Origin of the sequence: Agrobacterium sp. rho-13.3 (assembly GCF_033957765.2) — a bacterium.
Taxonomy (GTDB): Bacteria; Pseudomonadota; Alphaproteobacteria; order Rhizobiales; family Rhizobiaceae; genus Agrobacterium.
The window spans coordinates 1,860,269-1,876,425 of the sequence record NZ_CP192774.1 but is presented as its reverse complement, the minus strand read 5'-3'; the positions used below and the strand labels follow the sequence as shown (position 1 = coordinate 1,876,425).

The window sequence follows — 16,157 nt, the reverse complement described above, 5'->3', positions numbered from 1 at the left end:
GATAAGATTATGTCCCGACTTTCGCTGTGATCTGGTTGTTCTGCTGCTGGAAAGCGGCCATGAGCGTGCTGACTGCCTGTGGTCTGGCAAACAGGTAACCCTGTCCGCAATCGACGCCCATTTCTTTCAGCATGGCTTCCTGTTCTGCGGTTTCAATGCCCTCGGCAATCACCACGCAGTTCATCTTGTGGGAGATGGCGCTGATGCCTTCCACAAGCATACGGCTTCTATGACTGATTTCTGTCACGTCGTCGCGGATGGAGTGGGTAAAGGACTGGTCGATTTTGACGATATCGACCGGGAAGCGATTGAGATAGCTCAGCGATGAATAGCCCGTGCCAAAATCATCCAGCGCGATACGGCAACCCAATTGGCGGATCGCATTCAAAACGGCGCGAATTTGCGGATCGTCATGCATCAGCACCGCTTCGGTGATTTCCACGACCAGACGGCCCGGCACGATGTTGTGACGATAAAGCAGACCGGCAATCCGCGTGGGCAGGCCGGGTTCGAACTGCATGGCGGAGAAATTGACAGCCACATAAGCGCTCTCCAGCCCCGGCAATTGCGAGACTTTTGCGAGATTGCGGATCGAGTGCTCCAGAATAACGTTGCCGATGCGTCCGATTGTGCCGTTCTCTTCCGCAACGTTGATGATGGCCGCTGGCGAAAGAATGCCCTTGCGGGGATGGTTGAGGCGCATCAGGGCTTCGAAACCCACCGTTTCGCCAGTCGCAAGCTTCTGGATCGGCTGGAAATGGGCCTCCAGCCAGTTTTCGTCCAGGGCCTGCTCGATATCCTGTTCGATTTCTGCCCGTTCCCGTGCCTTGTTCATGATGGCAGGATCGAACATCTGCGCGCCGTTTTTGCCAGCACGCTTTCTGCTGTACATAGCCATATCGGAGTTCTGCAAAAGCTCGGACGCCGTCTTGGCGTGGGTGGGGTAGAGCGCCAGACCAATGCTGGCGCTGAGACGAACACTGTTCCCGAGGGCATCGAAAGGCGTATCGAAGATAGCGCAGATTTCATCGCAAACGCGTGTTGCGCGGCTCTCCGTCATGGGTCCAGCCAGCAGAATGGCGAACTCATCGCCGCCCAGACGCGAGGCACTGTCCAGAGGCGTGAGCATCGATTTCAGCCGTTCAACGAATTCTTTGAGAACGGCATCCCCTGCTGCATGGCCCAGATTGTCGTTGATGATCTTGAAGCGGTCGAGGTCGATGAACAGGCAGGCGAGTTCAGTGCCGTTCTCATCCGCTTCAAGGATTTTCTCGTCCAGAATGGATTCGAAACCCTGACGGTTGAACAGGCCTGTCAGGTGGTCGGAAATAGCCTGTACGCGATTGCGCTGTTCGGACCGGCGCAATTCGGTCACATCGGTCATCACGCTCAAACCCTCGGAGCGGTGGTGGCCATCTTCGACGCTCAATGCTTTTTCGGATATCAGCACGTCCATCAGGCGTCCGTCGCTACACTGGAACCGGATCGTCAATTCGGCGCTTCCGGCCATGCCGTTTGTCGTGGCTTCATTGTGTTTGCGCAAGACGAAGCGGACGCGGTCTTCGGAAAAGATCAGATCGGCAAAGCTGTGACCAAGAACCTGGTTGCGCTGGTAGCCTGTTGCCTCCACCCAATAATCGCTGACGGCGGCGACGCGGTCTGCGGGGTCGAGCGAGAACAGCATGGCCGGTGTTCTGTTGTAAATCTCCGTGGTGCGCTGATGCGCCTTTTTGATTTCCTGTTCTTCGCGCTCCAGCTGGATCTGCATTTCATTGAAGCTTTTCGCCAAACGGCCCATTTCGTCGCTGGAGCGCCAGTCGACATGGTGGCGTGAACCAAGGCGGCGCGTCGCCTCGATGGCGGCTGTCAGCCGCAGCAACGGCTTCATAATCATCAGGCGGTTGCCGATGATGGCCGCGCCGAAAATGGTGAGGATTGCCAGCGTGAAAATCGAAATGAATGCAAGCTCGATGCGACTGAGCGACGTGAACAATCCGAGATTCTGAAAAAATACTGTGATGGTTCCAACCTTCGTCTCGCCATCGAGGTTCTTGTATATGATGTCGCGGGTGATCGATGATGTGTCGTCGGAAACGTCAGAGCCAGTCGTCTGTGTAACGTCCAGCTGACCAAACGTATCACGGACCTTGACCATGTAGATCGCAGGGTCTGCGACCAGCGTGCCGGTGATCTGGTTGATGCTGTCATCATCGAGATCCCACAGCGGGCGACCCAGTGCCTGCGAGTTGGCGACGAGCAATATTTCGAGACGGTCTTTTTGGGTTGCAATCGATTCGTGGTGGGAGAGCATCAGCAAAATTGTGAAAAGTGGTGCGACCAAAGCCAGCAGCGCACCTGAAACGATCGCGATAAAGCGACTTTCTACAGAATGGGTCATATGCTCTTACTGCCGCCCTTTGCCCTAACCTTCGTCGCGCAGTTTCCCTGCCTGCGCGATAAAAAGTCCCGCTCTAAATCACCACGGTATCCATAATTTTAGTGGGGCCGATGCGTGGTCCCTAACGTGCTAATCAGCAATCCCTAAACCTAAAGTTTTGACTTATCGTTGCCGGGAATGATTAATCGTTACTGAAGACGTAGGACAGCAAGCGGTTTTCCAACCCTTGTGACCGTAAGCGAAGGCGTAAAAGAAAATGCCCCGTGTCATAAGACACGGGGCATTTTTATCAAAATAGACACAGCGCCTCAGCGCCGCATATATTATTCAGAAGCAGCTTCTTCTTCAGCAGCGTCTTCCGCGACTGGTACAGTCGGTGGAACGATCGTTGCGATGGTGAAGTCGCGGTCTGCGATGACTGGAGCAACGTTCTTCGGCAGCTTTACATTCGAAATGTGGATGCTGTCGCCCACGTTAACGCCGTCGAGATCAACGGTGATGAACTCGGGAATGTCGTTTGCAGGAACCTGGGCTTCGACAGTGTGGCGAACGATGTTGAGAACGCCACCCTTCTTGATGCCGGACTTGTCTTCGTTGATGAAGTGGACCGGAATTTCAACCGTAACCAACGACTTTGCAGAGACGCGCAGGAAGTCTACGTGTACCATGAAGTCGCGGACCGGGTCGCGCTGGTAGTCCTTCGGCAGAACCTGGTACTTCTTGCCGTCGACATCGATCGTTGCGATCGTTGTCATGAAACCACCGGCCTGAACGCGCTTGGTGACTTCATTGGTCGAAATTGCGATAGAAACCGGGGCTTGCTTGTCACCATAGATGACAGCAGGAATCAAACCGTTACGGCGAAGTTCACGAGAGGACCCCTTACCAACTCGTTCGCGCGTTTCGGCCTTGAGCTCATAAGATTCTTTGCTCATGGCATAATCCTTTTAAAGTTTGTCTGGAGAGCCCGTTCCGGCATGCCGGATCGAACTGGAGAAAGCCTTTGAAAGCCATCTCGTCCGCGTTGCCTCCAAGGGTGTCTGCACGGATGCGGGCGCTATAGTACAAGAAGGGAATAAAGGCAAGAGCGGCGCCTGTCTGCCGTCTCATCTGCGGTTTTATACCGAAAATAATTGAACCTAGGGCGTCGTTTTTAATTTTTTCTTATCTATGTCGTTAAACGGTATGCAAACGAGATGACCATTATGCTCTGTAACAATTCAACAGATGCGTGATGTGAATGTATCAGATTCTGACTTGCCTGGCCGTAGACCACGACATTCGCTACACGCTGACCGCAGTGACCATTTGCGTGCTGGGTAGTTTCCTCACCATGCGTCTCTTTGCCAGAGCACGTCAATCGGTCAGGATTCAGCGGGTTAACTGGCTGTTTCTGGCCGGGATGATCGGCGGCACCACCATCTGGACAACCCATTTCGTGGCCATGCTTGGTTACGAGGCTGCTGGTTCTGTTGGCTTTTTACCCGGACTGACGGGCCTTTCCTTCATCATCTCCGTGGCTGCGACAATGGCTGGTTTTGCGATTTCCACCTATGGCGGACAGAGCGCTCTTGCTGAAGCCGGTGGATTGGTCGTCGGCCTGGGCATCGCCTGCATGCATTATACCGGCATGGCAGCCTATGTCGTTCAGGGCACTCTGGTCTGGGATCCGGTCTTTGTAGTTTCATCAATGGTGCTCGGCGCCGTGTTCGGCGTTATTGCGACCAACCGCATCGTGCGGCCCGTAAACTGGTTCTGCAAATATAGCGGTACGACATTTCTGGTGCTCGCCATTGCTTCCACCCACTACACCGCCATGGCCGCGTTTTCGCTGTCGTTCGATCCGGCATTGGTGATTCCGCCATCGCTTCTTTCGCCCACCCTCATGGGCAGCAGCGCCGTCATCATAACCTTCGTTCTTCTGGCCTTCGGACTTTCAACCTATGTCATCGATTCGGAATCCAGCTTGCAGGCGGTTGCGCGGTATCGCCATCTGTCGCTGCACGATGCGCTGACGGGTATTCCCAACCGTGCAGCCTTTCAGGAGCATCTGCACCACCTGTTGAAGCGCAGCGCCGATAGCTCGGCGCGCATTGCACTTTTGTCTTTCGACCTCGACCGCTTTAAAGAAATCAATGATGTCCATGGCCACGCGGCGGGTGATGCCGTTTTGCGTACGCTGGCGGATCGCATGAGTTCTGTTCTTCAGCCGGGCGAATTTGTGGCACGTGTGGGCGGCGACGAGTTCGTGGCCGTGCTGCATCGTTATTACGCAAAAGCCGACGGTCTTGAATTTGCCAATCGCCTGCGGGCCGAGGTGGTCAAGCCAATCGACTGGAAAGAAACCATTCTGTCCGTCGGCGCCAGCATCGGCATTTCGGTTGGCCACTCCGGTATGAAGAATATCGACACGCTGATTTCCCAGGCGGATGTGGCCATGTACCGCGCCAAGAGTGAAGTCAGCGGCACGGTATGTTTCTACGATAAATCCATGGATGAGGCCTCCCGCGTGCGCAGCGCGCTTGCGGTCAGTATGCGGTCCGGCCTTTCCAGTGGTGCCTTTGAGCTTTATTTCCAGCAACAGAACGACACGGCAACCGCCGAAATCGTCGGTTTTGAAGTGTTGTTGCGATGGAACCACCCTGAGCGCGGCATGATTTCGCCTGCCGAATTCATTCCCATTGCTGAGCAGACCGGGTTCATCATCGAAATGGGCGAGTGGGTCCTGCGCGAAGCCTGCTTGCAGGCGGTTCGCTGGAAAAACCCGTTCAGCATCGCCGTCAACGTGGCGCCGCTGCAACTCTCCGATTCCGACTTTGTCCACAAGGTCGAGCGAATTCTTCTGGAAAGCGGGCTGGAGCCAAAGCGGCTGGAGCTTGAAATGACCGAAAGCGGCATCATTGCCGACCATCGCCACGCATTGGTCACGATCCGCAGGCTCAAGGCGCTGGGCGTCCGTATTGCCATGGATGATTACGGTACGGGCTACTCCTCGCTGTCCACATTGCAAAGCTTTCCGTTCGACAAGATCAAGATCGACCGCGGTTTTGTGGAAGGTCTTGCCTCCAACCTTCAGTCTCAGGCCATCGTCCGGTCCACGCTTATTCTCGCCAGCAGTCTGAACATTCCTGTTCTGGCTGAGGGTGTGGAAACGCAGGCGCATGTGGAGTTTTTGCGTCGTGAAGGCTGCCAGCATGTTCAGGGCTACTATTATGGACGTCCAGGACCCGCGGCAACCATCGATGCCATCGTGAACTTCGTGTCCGAGAACGGCGAGATTCCCGCGCTCGACACGACCCGACTTGAAGAACTGTTATCGGCCAGCGTCGTCGCTCCAAAAGCGGTTGCTGCGTAATAACGCTTTTTTTCATTGAAAGATTGACGCTTCCGGCGCACCATCCCGAAAAATTGGGAGGAGCATATGTCTATAGACACAGCTCATGCGGATCACGTCTATCAGAGCGCCAGCCAGCCTTCTGCCGCTGCAAGTTCGCCGATCATCGCATCGTGGCGCCGATGCATGACGATGCATCACCTTGCGCCGGAAAAGAGCAGCAAGCCGATTTTTCTGGGCGATGCGGAGTTTCGCAGGGCGCGGGAGATTTCTGCGGGCCTGATCGCCGAAAGCGCGGATGAGCTGGACCGCATTTTTCTGAGCGTCGGAAAAGCCGGGTGCTGCCTTCTGTTGACGGATGCCGATGGTGTGGCGCTCGACCGGCGTGGTGCCGCCACCGACGATGAGGATTTCCGGCAGTTGGGCCTATGGTCCGGTGCCGTGTGGAGCGAAGCGAGTGTCGGGACAAACGGAATAGGCACCGCGCTTGCGGATGAGCGCTCCGTGACCATCTATCGCGACCAGCATTTTTTCTCGTCCAATATCAGCCTGTGCTGCACCACCGCGCCCATTCGCGATCATCGCGGCCATGTTACCGGCGCGCTGGACATTTCAACCTGCCGGGATGACGTCAATGAATTGACGTTCTCCGTTTTGACACAGGCGGTGCGTGATGCAGCACAACGTATCGAGGGCAATCTGTTTCGTCGGGCTTTCCTCGGTGCGCGCATATTGATGCTGCCATCCGGCAATTCCACGGCGCTTTCGCTGTTGGCTGTCGATCAGGACGATATTATTCTGGGCGCAACACGGGCTGCCAGAGTGGCGTTGCGGCTGGATGATGCGCGACTGGCGCTCGGCATTCCTGCCTCGGATGCGCTGCGCGAGGAGCGGCATGAAAAGGGTGCAGACCTAGCGGATGCGGAAAGAGCCGCCCTCAGGCGGGTTCTGTCCCGTTCCAACGGCAACATCACGCAGGCCGCGTCTCTGCTCGGTATCAGCCGCGCAACGCTTCACCGCAAGATGAAGAAGCTGGCAGTACACTAGAAACGGCGTTTTTCGCATTCAAAGGTTGCGCTGTCGCAGATATGAAACACTGTGCAGTGCGGTATCAAGCCTCACATCTATGAATTAGCACTGTGTGCGCCCACCTTCCTGTCACGCGATCAGAAACGGATCGCATTTCATCAGGGAGGATGAATCCATGAATATTCAGGTCCAACAGAAGGCCGGCGAAGCGCCGTTCAAGCTGAAATACGGCAACTATATCGGCGGCAAATGGGTGGAGCCGAAGTCCGGTCGCTATATGGATAACCTGTCGCCCGTGACAGGACACAAGATTTGCGAAGTGCCGCGTTCCGACGCTGGCGATATCGAACTGGCATTGGACGCCGCGCACAAGGCGCGTGCCGCGTGGGGCCAGACCAGCGCGACAGAGCGCTCCAATATTCTCCTGAAAATCGCGCAGCGCATTGAAGACAACCTTGAACTCATTGCGCGGGCCGAAACATGGGATAACGGCAAGCCGCTGCGTGAGACCACCAATGCCGACATTCCACTTGCCATCGACCACTTCCGCTATTTCGCGGGCTGCATTCGTGCGCAGGAAGGGTCAATCGGCCAGATCGACAATGATACGGTCGCCTATCACTTCCACGAGCCACTGGGCGTCGTCGGCCAGATCATTCCATGGAACTTCCCGATTCTGATGGCCACATGGAAGCTGGCGCCAGCGCTTGCTGCCGGCAACTGCGTGGTGCTGAAACCTGCCGAGCAGACGCCTGCATCCATTCTTCTGGTGATGGAGCTGATCGAAGATTTGCTGCCACCGGGTGTCGTCAACATCGTCAATGGCCTCGGTATCGAAGCTGGCAAGCCGCTGGCCCAGAGCAACCGCATCGCCAAGATTGCCTTTACCGGCTCCACCTCGGTCGGCAAGGAAATCATGCGGTATGCTGCCGATAACGTCACCAACATCACGCTGGAACTGGGTGGCAAATCGCCCAACATCTTCTTTGCGGATGTGATGAACGAAGACGATGCTTTCCTCGATAAAGCGCTTGAAGGCTTTGCGATGTTTGCGCTCAATCAGGGCGAAGTTTGCACATGCCCATCCCGTGCGCTGGTGCATGAATCGATCTACGACCGGTTCATGGAAAAGGCCATCAAGCGGGTGGAGGCGATCAGCCAGGACGACCCGCTCAATTCCTCGACCATGATCGGCGCACAGGCTTCGCAAGAGCAGTTCGACAAGATCATGAGCTATCTGGAGATCGGCAAAAAGGAAGGCGCGAAAGTGCTGACCGGCGGCGACAAGAAATCACTTTCCGGCAACCTCAAAGACGGCTTCTACATTCAGCCAACGGTGTTCGAAGGCAACAACAAGATGCGTGTCTTCCAGGAGGAAATCTTCGGGCCGGTCGTGTCTGTCACCACCTTCAAGACGGTGGAAGAGGCCATCGAAATTGCCAATGACACCGTTTACGGTCTGGGAGCAGGCGTCTGGAGCCGCGATACGAACCTCGCTTACCGGGCAGGGCGCGGCATCGAAGCCGGTCGCGTCTGGACCAATTGCTACCATGCCTATCCGGCTGGTGCGGCGTTTGGCGGTTACAAACAGTCCGGTATCGGTCGCGAAACGCACAAGATGATGCTGGATCACTATCAGCAGACGAAGAACCTGCTTGTGTCCTACAGCCCCAACAAGCTTGGTTTCTTCTAGAGCATTTCCGCGCTTCGACGAAAAACGGAAACGCTCTACGATCAATCGACAATCCTCCCCGGAGCCGGTGGCTTTGGCCATCGGTGAACTCCCGGAAGCCCGTGAGGGGCTTCCGGGAGTCCGGTCCGTGAACGATCAAACAAAAAAGCCGGAGCTTTTGCCCCGGCTTTTTCATTGTTGTGGAATGAGACATCGCGTCAGTCGAAGAGACCGGAGACCGATTTTTCCATCGCCGTGCGGTTGATGGCCTCGCCGAGCAGGGCGGCCGTGGTGACGACGCGGATATTGTGGGCGGATTGCACGGCGGTCGTCGGCTGAATGCTGTCGGTGATGACCAGTTCGCGCAGCTTGGATGAGGCCACACGGGCAACGGCACCGCCGGAAAGAACACCATGGGTGATATAGGCCGTAACGCTGGTTGCGCCGTTCTTGAGCAGGGCTTCTGCTGCGTTGCAAAGCGTGCCGCCGGAATCGACGATATCATCGACAAGGATACAATCCTTGCCGGTCACATCGCCGATGATGTTCATGACTTCAGACTCGCCGGGACGATCGCGGCGCTTGTCAACGATGGCCAGGAGACAGTCCAGACGCTTGGCAAGAGCACGGGCGCGGACGACGCCGCCGACATCGGGTGAAACGACCATCAGGTTTTTCAGGTCGTAATGTTCTTTCACGTCACGCGCCAGAATTGGCATCGCGATGAGGGTATCGGTCGGAATATCGAAGAAGCCCTGAATCTGACCGGCATGCAGGTCCAGTGTCAGAACGCGGTCTGCACCGGCTTCGGTAATGAGATTGGCGACGAGTTTTGCGGAAATCGGAGTGCGGGGGCCGGCCTTGCGGTCCTGACGGGCATAACCGAAATAGGGAAGAACCGCCGTGATGCGCCTTGCCGAAGAACGACGCATGGCGTCGATCATGATCAGCAATTCCATCAGATGGTCATTGGCCGGAAATGACGTTGGCTGAACGATGAAGATGTCCTCGCCGCGGACATTTTCGCCGATTTCAACGAAGATTTCCTGGTCCGCAAACCGCTTTACAGTGGCAATTCCGAGAGGGACATTCAGATACTTGCAGATCGCTTCGGCCAGATGCCGGTTCGAATTGCCTGCGAAAACCTTCATTGTTGCCGCCTGTTTCCATGCCATCGCTTGAGACCCGAAAGAGACGTTCTTTTTGGTCTGTGCGTCGTTCAACGGGAAGGAATACCCGGCCCAAAGGGGTGCCGGACATGCCGTTTTGCCATGGGCGCCTTAATAGCGGTGTTGCCCGTGAATGCAAGAGGCCAGAAGGTGTTACCCTTAATTTTCGTGAAAACTTTGTGACTTCGCAGGAGTTGAGAGGTTATCCACATGGTCTGGCGGGCATTATCCACGCTGCGCCTGCTTCCAGGACTGGTAATCGGTGAGCGTTTTTGCCGCTATTTTCTGCATCGTGGCGTCCGTGACCGATGCCCATGGATCGCTGCCACGACCTGCCACGGTTTCCTGCCCCTGCAAGCGGTGAAGGCGGGCGCCGTTGGCATCCAGCACATCCCACACATAAACAACAGTGACATTGCCACTGTCTGCAAAGGCCGAGAGATATCCTTTCAGGATGTTTTCTGCGGTCGTGTCCGTCGAAGGACGAATGGTGAGACCTTTCGCCCGCGCTTCCGCACCCAGTTGGCGTGACAGCGGCGTCACGGCCTGAACGGGCGCGCCGATGATGGGAAGGAAGCGAATGGTTCCAGACGCGGTGCTTGCGGGCAGGGCTGCTGTCTGCTGTTGCACCGATGCCGCCTGTTGCTGGGACACGGGCTGTCCGTATTGCGCGCCACCCGACATGGCCTGCGCTTGTGCCTGAAGCGTGTTTTGCGGTGCATAGGCCGGAACCCGCGAAGGTGCGCCATTGGGCGAGCGATCCGCCGCCGCCGCCATCTGGTCCAGATCACCCTGCGTAACAGGTGTGGATTGCGTGGTGTTGTGCCCCACATTGACCTGCGGTGTCAGCGCATCCGTGGTGTTGCAGGCCGATAAAACAAAGGCAAGGCAGGGGATTGCGATGACCGCCGCAAGTCTGCTCATGCCATATGTCCCTTCATGATGTGCCCCGCCGCTCCCTTTGACGGCGGCAATGTACGGCTCGATTTCGATCAGAGTCAAATCGCGATTATACGGTCAGCATATCGAGGCTGTGGCGGGAGAGGGATTCAGGCGCACCTTCCGTGATGAGGTAGGTCTGGCCTAACGTCATGGCCACGCCTGCATCGCTGTCCATGATGATCATGTGCACGAAAAGCGTCATGTTGGGCAGGATTTCCTGCGTGTTGCCCGCATAGAACATCTGGTGCTCCATCCATGAGGGCGAAAAGCGTGCGCCGAGCGAATAACCGCAGGCATTGAGACGGTGACGCGTCAGGCCGCGCTCGTCCATGATACGAGAGTGCACATCGAAGACATCGCCGAACGTGTTGCCGGGGCGCAAGACCTCTTCAATGGCGCGGATGTTTTCCGCGCAGGCGTTGTAAAGCTCCTTGTGCCGAAACTCCGGCTCGCCGATGACGATGGTTCGCATCATGGCCGCGTGATAATGGGCGCTGACGCCAGCCCATTCCAGCGTCAACTGATCCTTCGCGTCCAGTTTGCGGCGTCCTGCCTTGTAGCGGCAAAGAAGCGCATCCGGTCCGGAACCGATGATGAATTCGTTGGCGGGATAATCTCCACCACCCGCGAACACGGCACCCTGCATGGCGGCCAGAATATCCGCCTCATCTGCGCCGGGCGCGACGATTTTCAGCGCCGCATCCAGTGCGTCATCCGCCAGTTCGCCAGCGCGTCTGGCATAGGCCACTTCGGCCGGGCTTTTGACGAGGCGCAGCCCGCTGACAATGCTGGATGCATCGGTGATCTGGCCGAAACCGGCCAATTGATTGTCGAGCAGGCGCGCAACACGGCCCGTCATGCCGTGGGTATCGAACTCGATGCCGATGCGGCAACCGAGAAGGTCCATTTCGCTCAGCAGGTTTTTCAGGTCCAGCGTCGGGTCGGCGTTGAGGCGGTCGACCCAGATCACGATGTTTTCGATGTTGGAGGTCTGGCGTGCTTGGCGCAAATCCGCAGAGCGGGTCAGAAGCGTCATGGTGCCATCGGCTTTGACGATCAGCGTCTGGAAAAAGCAGTAGCCGAAGGTGTCATAGCCGGTCAGCCAGTACATGCTTTCCTGCGCAAACAGCAAAATTGCATCCAGCTTCTCGTCAGCCATCTTCTCGGTCAGGCGGGTGCGTCGTGCCTCGAATTCGGCGGCGTCGAAGTGCAAGGCCATATCAGTTCTCCAGAATTGCTATTGCTGAAATCTGCCGCCCATAGTCCGGCTCGCAGCGGTGCGTGGTGCGGCGATAGGAATAGAAACGATCCTCATCGGGATAGGTGCAAAGGCCGAGATTTTCCGCCTTCACGCCAGCGGCGATCAGACGATCCACGGTCAATTGTTTGAGGTCGAAAAAGGCGTGACCCGTATTGGGAGATGGTGAGAAATACGCGGCATGGGCAGGGTTAAGCTCTTTGAGGCTTTCCACACGCTCAGGCCCGACCTCGTAATTTTCCCCGCAGATGGAGGGGCCGAGCGTGGCGACGATGTTTGCACGCGTCGCACCCAAGGCAATCATCGCGTCGATGGTATTTTCAAGAACGCCATAAACTGCGCCTTTCCAGCCCGCATGAGCAGCGCCGACGACACCGGCCTGCGCATCGGCAAACAGGATCGGCCCACAATCGGCACTCAGTACGCCGATGACCATGCCGGGTGTTGCCGTGACCATGGCGTCCGCCTCCGGTCTTTCGCCGTCATAGGTGCTGTCGATCACCACAACGTCGGGCGAGTGCATTTGATGCACGGTGGCGAGTTTTTCCAAGGGCAGATCGAACCAGTTTGCGACACGTTTTCTGTTTTCCAGCACGGCCTCACGCTCATCCTGCGAACCCAAGCCGACATTCAGGCCACGATAAATGCCGTCTGAGACACCGCCATGACGGGTGAAAAATCCGTGACGGATTTTGGCTCCGGTGGAGGCGGAAAGCAGTGGGCTTTGAATGGGAAGCGGCAGCGTTTCGTCCTGCATTACGGTATCAATCCTTGGCGATGTCGCTGATTTTGAAACGAATGTTCGCGAGCGAGTGTTTCCGGTGAAGCGCATCGCAGGGGATGCTGATGGCAGATTGGTGCTGCTTCGATTTGGCGCGATGTTGGCCCAAGCCGGGTGGAGATGTCAATCCAGTGCGCGGAATGGCAACAGATGCACGGGTGAACTGGAGACGGCAAGCACCTTGAAAAGTTCGCCCATCTTGCCCGCACCTTCGCCCGCCAAACGGTTGACCGCCTCGGCAATTGCCAGGGTTTGATCCGGCGTTGCCTTGGCGGCGAGTGCCGTCGCACGTTCCTTCAAGCCCAGGCCGTACAGAAAATCACCCTGCCGCAAGCAGCCATTGACGTGAATGCCATTGTTTTCGGCTGTGTTCACCAGACTTTCGAAATCCACATGGCTGGTTAAATCCGCCTCGCCGGGGCTGGCCAGAACAGGATCGAACTCGTGCATACGCATGGCCTGCAAGGTATCGCCATAACCCGAAACGATATGGCCATAGTCGATGATTAAAGCCGTGCCCTCGTTGATTTTCAGCCGCTGGGATATGGCCGTCATCACCGCTTCACGCGCAGGAGAATATTCGAAAATCGTGCCCGTCGGCTGACGTTCCGGCAGAGGGGGCAGCAGCTCTGGATCGATGCTGGCAAGGCCGGTGGTGAAGACAAGTTCGTCTTCGGCATTCAGCGCCACCACCCGTTCGCGGAAGCCCTGCGGTGTCTTGACGAACTGGCGGATGGGAATGGCATCGAAAAGTTCGTTGGCAGCAATCAGCAGGAAGCCGGGGGGCACGTCGTCGAAGCTCTCATGCCAGGCGATCTTGTCTCCGTGGCTTGCCAGCGTTTCTTTCTGCGTGTCGGTCAGGCGCGGGCTGGTTTCCACCAGATGGACGCTCATGGTCTCGTAAAGCGGTGGCGCGATGCGCTGAATGACACGCAGCATATCCGCCATCATCGTGCCGCGACCGGGGCCGATTTCCACAAGGCGGGCATTGGCAGGCGTGCCGTGCCGCTGCCATGCGTGGACGATGAATACGCCGATCATCTCTCCGAACAGCTGGCTGACTTCCGGTGCAGTTACAAAATCGCCGGTGCGGCCAAACGGCTGACGGGTTTTGTAGTAGCCATGTTCCGGGTCTGCGAGGCAGAGCGAAAAGAAATCGGTCACGCTCAACGGACCGTTGAGGCGGATCAGCGATTTAATGCGGCGTGCGAGTGGTGTCGACATGGCATCTCACCCGGTTTAATGGAGGGCTGCGGCGCGACGCGCGCGTACAACTGCCCAAACACCCAAAAGAAACATAGGCGTGGAGAGAACCATGCCCATGGTTAGCCAGTTCCCGGCAAGATATCCGATTTGCGCATCCGGCTCGCGGAAAAACTCCACAAAGATTCTGGACAGCGCATAACCGCAGACAAAAACGCCGGTGACGGTGCCGGGAGTTTTGAGCGCCTTGAACCCATAGATCAGGATCGCAAGGATAAGCACAAGCACAAGCCCTTCCAGACCTGCCTCATAGAGCTGGCTGGGGTGGCGCGCAAACGGTCCCCCGGTGGGGAACACGACTGCCCACGGCACGTCGGTTATTCTGCCCCACAATTCGCCATTGATGAAGTTGGCGATGCGTCCGAAAAACAGGCCAAGCGGAGCGACAGCCGCGATGATGTCGAACATGCTCCAGACCGGAATGCCGTTGCGGCGGGCAAACAGCAGCATGGCAATGGTGGTGCCGATGAGGCCTCCGTGGAACGACATGCCGCCATTCCATATTTGCAACGCACGGATGGGATTGGCGAGAATTGCACCCAGATCGTAAAACAGAATATAGCCGATGCGTCCGCCAAGCACGATGCCAACCGCTGCCCAGACAATGAAATCATCCAGATGCACAGGCGTTACCGGGGATTTGTCATGCGGCCAGAGGCTGTCGGTGAGGCTCAGTTGGCGGGCATAATACCAGCCCAGCAGAATGCCGAAGACATAAGCGATGCCATACCAATGGATCGCCAGCGGCCCTATGGCAAAGGCCACGGGGTCGATATTCGGGAACGGCATGATCGAAAACTGGGCAAGCGGTGCAAACAATTCGCGTATTCCATGGTCATTGCGTTGAGGGAAAAGACGATTTCCGCGTGCTAGAAAAAACGGATATCCGATGGTCTTCTCCCGGTGCGGGAAAATGGCGGCTGAAAAGGGTGTGGTCAAGGCGATTCTTCGGCACGATCGTGGCACCATGAAACAGAGTTACCGCAGCGCCTTTCCCTGATTTTGCTTGCAACGGCATATGTGAGTGCCTACCTGAAAGATATGAACCGGACGAGGCGAGTGGCCTTCCCGGATACTGACGAGGGCATCGCACCATGAGTACGACAGGAACCAACCGTATTTTCGATGAATTCGCAAAGCTGATGACGGACGCCGCAGGGGCCGCTCAAGGCATGCGCAAGGAAGTGGAATCTGCTTTTCACGCGCAGGCCGAACGCTGGCTGAACAGCCTTGATCTGGTCAAGCGCGAAGAGTTTGAGGCCGTGCGCGAGATGGCAATTCAGGCGCGCGACGAAAACGATGCGCTGCGCGCCCGTCTCGACGCGTTGGAAGCAAAGCTCTCCACGACCGCGTCCTAAGCCGCAACAAACGCAATTGATTCTGATGCCGGGCCTTTTCCAAGGTCCGGCATTTTTCGTTTTTGTCTTGTTTTGATGCAGTTTTTTGCCGAGTGGGGATTCGGCACGGCGTAGCAAGCGATTTCATTCAGAATTTTTTAACGTCTGTGGAAACACGCGAAAAACACAATTGGCAGAGTCAGTTATGACTCACAACTGACGTGTTGAGAGAGGAGATATCCACCGTTCTGATTGTAAAACCGCAAAGCAGGGGGTGGCGTCGAGACTCGCTCGTTATACACTGATTTTACATGATGATTCGTAATTCACTCGGTAAGCTCCAGACAGGGTAACAGCTTTATTCTGGCGGCGTCGGGCATCATCCCAAAGTGTCGTAACCCGGCGGTTGTGTGTGCGTTTTTGTGCTTTGCGTGCGAAACAGAACATTCATCTCCGGCTGAGAAGGTGCCGTATGAGCCTAATGGAATTTGAAGTCGAGCGTCACTCCAACCCGGTCGATATGATCGAGTTCGTTGCCGCGTCCAACGACTGGACGTTCGAGCGCTCCGGCGAAGACGAAATCGCCATGACGGTAGAAGGCCGGTGGGCTGATTATCATGTCTCGTTTTCATGGATGGAGCAGTTTGAAGCGCTGCATCTGGCCTGTGCATTCGACATCAAGGTGGCCGACCACCGGGTCAACGAGGTCATTCGCCTTTTGGCGCATGTCAACGGACAGACGCTGATGGGTCATTTCGATCTGTGGCGTCAGGAAGATGTCATCATTTTCCGTCAGTCGCTTTTGCTGGCGGGTGGTGCAGAGCCGACAAACCAGCAGGTGGAAGTGCTTCTGTCCAGCGCTCTTGAAGCCTGCGAGCAGTATTTTCAGGCATTCCAGTTCGTTGTCTGGTCTGGCATGGAAGCAAAGGCTGCCATGGAAGCCGCCCTTTTCGAGACGGTTGGCGAGGCTTAAA

The 16,157-nt window shown here is 56.5% G+C and carries 13 protein-coding genes; 5 read left to right on the top strand and 8 right to left on the bottom strand.

What is annotated here, in order from left to right; translation table 11 throughout:
* Positions 1-7: 7 nt before the first annotated feature.
* Both RMR16_RS09340 and RMR16_RS09335 read right to left on the bottom strand, forming a co-directional pair.
* The gene (locus RMR16_RS09340; RefSeq protein WP_320198495.1) at positions 8-2,398 is read right to left on the bottom strand and encodes an EAL domain-containing protein; all 2,391 of its coding nucleotides are present in this window, start codon (positions 2,396-2,398) and stop codon (positions 8-10) included.
* Between the two features lie 323 nt (positions 2,399-2,721).
* On the bottom strand, positions 2,722-3,333 hold the full coding sequence (locus RMR16_RS09335; RefSeq protein ID WP_320198496.1) for a 50S ribosomal protein L25/general stress protein Ctc: 612 nt from the start codon (positions 3,331-3,333) through the stop codon (positions 2,722-2,724).
* 305 nt (positions 3,334-3,638) lie between these two features.
* On the opposite strand from RMR16_RS09335, the gene RMR16_RS09330 reads away from it, so the two are divergent.
* The 3 genes from RMR16_RS09330 to adh all read left to right on the top strand — a co-directional run bounded on the left by RMR16_RS09330 (position 3,639) and on the right by adh (position 8,454).
* The gene (locus tag RMR16_RS09330; RefSeq protein ID WP_320198497.1) at positions 3,639-5,753 is read left to right on the top strand and encodes a putative bifunctional diguanylate cyclase/phosphodiesterase; all 2,115 of its coding nucleotides are present in this window, start codon (positions 3,639-3,641) and stop codon (positions 5,751-5,753) included.
* Between the two features lie 66 nt (positions 5,754-5,819).
* Complete coding sequence (locus RMR16_RS09325) at positions 5,820-6,779, top strand: helix-turn-helix domain-containing protein (protein ID WP_320198498.1); 960 nt, start codon at positions 5,820-5,822, stop codon at positions 6,777-6,779.
* Between the two features lie 157 nt (positions 6,780-6,936).
* On the top strand, positions 6,937-8,454 hold the full coding sequence (gene adh / locus RMR16_RS09320) for an aldehyde dehydrogenase (RefSeq protein WP_320198499.1): 1,518 nt from the start codon (positions 6,937-6,939) through the stop codon (positions 8,452-8,454).
* A 197-nt stretch (positions 8,455-8,651) separates the two neighbouring features.
* Here adh and RMR16_RS09315 read toward each other — a convergent pair whose 3' ends face one another.
* The 6 genes from RMR16_RS09315 to lgt all read right to left on the bottom strand — a co-directional run bounded on the left by RMR16_RS09315 (position 8,652) and on the right by lgt (position 14,635).
* The gene (locus tag RMR16_RS09315; RefSeq protein ID WP_320198500.1) at positions 8,652-9,584 is read right to left on the bottom strand and encodes a ribose-phosphate pyrophosphokinase; all 933 of its coding nucleotides are present in this window, start codon (positions 9,582-9,584) and stop codon (positions 8,652-8,654) included.
* Between the two features lie 243 nt (positions 9,585-9,827).
* On the bottom strand, positions 9,828-10,526 hold the full coding sequence (locus RMR16_RS09310; protein ID WP_320198501.1) for a hypothetical protein: 699 nt from the start codon (positions 10,524-10,526) through the stop codon (positions 9,828-9,830).
* 85 nt (positions 10,527-10,611) lie between these two features.
* Positions 10,612-11,763: a M24 family metallopeptidase gene (locus tag RMR16_RS09305; protein ID WP_320198502.1), complete on the bottom strand. Its 1,152-nt coding sequence runs from the start codon at positions 11,761-11,763 to the stop codon at positions 10,612-10,614.
* Position 11,764: 1 nt separating this feature from the next.
* Complete coding sequence (gene pgeF, locus RMR16_RS09300; protein WP_320198503.1) at positions 11,765-12,559, bottom strand: peptidoglycan editing factor PgeF; 795 nt, start codon at positions 12,557-12,559, stop codon at positions 11,765-11,767.
* Between the two features lie 147 nt (positions 12,560-12,706).
* Positions 12,707-13,807, bottom strand: a complete 1,101-nt coding sequence (locus RMR16_RS09295; protein ID WP_320198504.1) for a class I SAM-dependent methyltransferase — start codon at positions 13,805-13,807, stop codon at positions 12,707-12,709.
* A gap of 15 nt (positions 13,808-13,822) precedes the next feature.
* Positions 13,823-14,635: a prolipoprotein diacylglyceryl transferase gene (gene lgt / locus RMR16_RS09290; protein WP_320198553.1), complete on the bottom strand. Its 813-nt coding sequence runs from the start codon at positions 14,633-14,635 to the stop codon at positions 13,823-13,825.
* Between the two features lie 305 nt (positions 14,636-14,940).
* Between lgt and RMR16_RS09285 the strand changes: the two genes are divergently transcribed.
* Positions 14,941-15,204, top strand: coding sequence for an accessory factor UbiK family protein (locus tag RMR16_RS09285; RefSeq protein WP_320198505.1), 264 nt, complete (start codon positions 14,941-14,943; stop codon positions 15,202-15,204).
* A gap of 451 nt (positions 15,205-15,655) precedes the next feature.
* Complete coding sequence (locus RMR16_RS09280) at positions 15,656-16,156, top strand: YbjN domain-containing protein (RefSeq protein WP_320198506.1); 501 nt, start codon at positions 15,656-15,658, stop codon at positions 16,154-16,156.
* Position 16,157 lies beyond the last annotated feature (1 nt).